Annotated in this window: 2 protein-coding genes; both read left to right on the top strand. The window is 68.7% G+C overall.

Going from position 1 to position 1,555, the window contains the following annotated elements; translation table 11 throughout:
* The first annotated feature begins 15 nt into the window (after window positions 1–15).
* The gene (locus ACXJKH_RS20290; RefSeq protein WP_457322062.1) at window positions 16–996 is read left to right on the top strand and encodes a glucokinase family protein; all 981 of its coding nucleotides are present in this window, start codon (window positions 16–18) and stop codon (window positions 994–996) included.
* Window positions 997–1,132: 136 nt separating this feature from the next.
* The coding region (locus ACXJKH_RS20285; protein ID WP_457322060.1) for a TonB-dependent receptor plug domain-containing protein at window positions 1,133–1,555 on the top strand (423 nt) is incomplete at its 3' end.

Here is a 1,555-nt window from a genome sequence, read left to right as displayed (position 1 = left end):
GACCTGCCCGCCACGGTGCCGCCCTTCCTGGCCGCCGATGTCGGCGGGACCCACGTGCGCGTGGCCCGGGTCCAGGCCGGCACCGATCCGGACCATCCGGTGCAGCTGCTGGAGTACCGCAAGTTCCGCAATGCCGACTATCCCGGCCTGAGCGCGATCCTGACCGACTTCCTCGGCAGCGGCCCGCGTCCGGCGCACTGCGTGGTGGCCACCGCCGGCGTTGCCCGCGCCGACGGCACGGTGATCACCGCCAACGTGCCCTGGCCCCTGTCGGCGCGCCGCATCGAACAGGACGTCGGCCTGGACCAGGTCTACATCGTCAACGACTTCGAGGCCGTGGCCTACGCCGCGTCCCAGGTCGATGCCAGCGGCGTGCTGCAGTTGACCGGCCCGGCCAGCGCACCGCGCGGCCCGACCCTGGTGGTCGGCCCCGGTACCGGCCTGGGCGCGGCGGTCTGGATTCCGACCGCGCACGGCGCGGTGGTGCTGGCCACCGAAGCCGGACAGCCAACCCTGGCCACCACCACCGAGCTGGAAATGGCGATCGTGCGCCAGATGCAGCGCGAACATGCGCATGTGTCGGTCGAGCACGCGCTGTCCGGCCCTGGGCTGATGAATCTCTATCGCGCCCTGTGTGCACTCAACCACCAGCCGCCGACGCTGGCCAGCCCCGATGCGGTCACCGCCGCGGCCATGGCCGACCAGGACCCGCTGGCACGGCTGAGCCTGGAGGTGTTCTGCGGCCTGCTCGGCAGCACCATCGGCGACATGGCCCTGCAGTACGGCATCACCGGCGGTGTCTACCTGGCCGGCGGCATCCTGCCGCAGATCCGTCAATTCCTGTTGAACAGCACGTTCGTACCGCGGTACCTCAACAAGGGCCCGATGCGCGAAGCGCTGGAACGCATTCCCGTGAAGGTGGTCGAGCACGGGCAGCTGGGCGTCATCGGCGCCGCCAGCTGGTACCTGGGACATAGGGACCACCCGCACRCCTGACACGGCGCGCCGGGCACGCAACACGCAGTACGTGGCACCCATGGCGCGCCCGGCAAAGGGCGCGCGGCAAAGTCGTACCAGACGCAAGAAGACACGCCGTCGCCGGCGAACCATCGGATTGATGAGGAGAGACATCATGAACCACCGCAAGAGTCTGCTTTCGGCAGCCATTTTCAGCTGTCTGGTGTTCGGCGCGCAGGCGCAGGAAACCTCCAGCACCCCCACCGACCTGGACACGGTCAGCGTCGTCGGCATCCGCGCCAGCCTGGAAAAATCGCTGGATACCAAGCGCAACAACGTGACCATCTCCGAGGCGATCACCGCCGAGGACATCGGCAAGTTCCCCAGCACCAACGTGGCCGAAGCGCTGTCGCAGCTGCCGGGCATCTCGCTGGATCGCCGTTTCGGCCAGGGTGAGCGGGTCAGCATCGACGGCACCGATCCCAGCCTGAACCTGTCCTTCCTCGACGGCCACCCGGTCGCGCAGGCGATCTGGCTGTATGGCGAACAGCCCAACCGCGGCTTCGATTACACCCTGCTGTCGCCGCTGATCCTGGGC

It is taken from the genome of Stenotrophomonas sp. P5_B8 (assembly GCF_054049855.1).
Note: the sequence above shows the minus strand (reverse complement) of the source record. Positions and strands in the feature narration are given on the sequence as shown.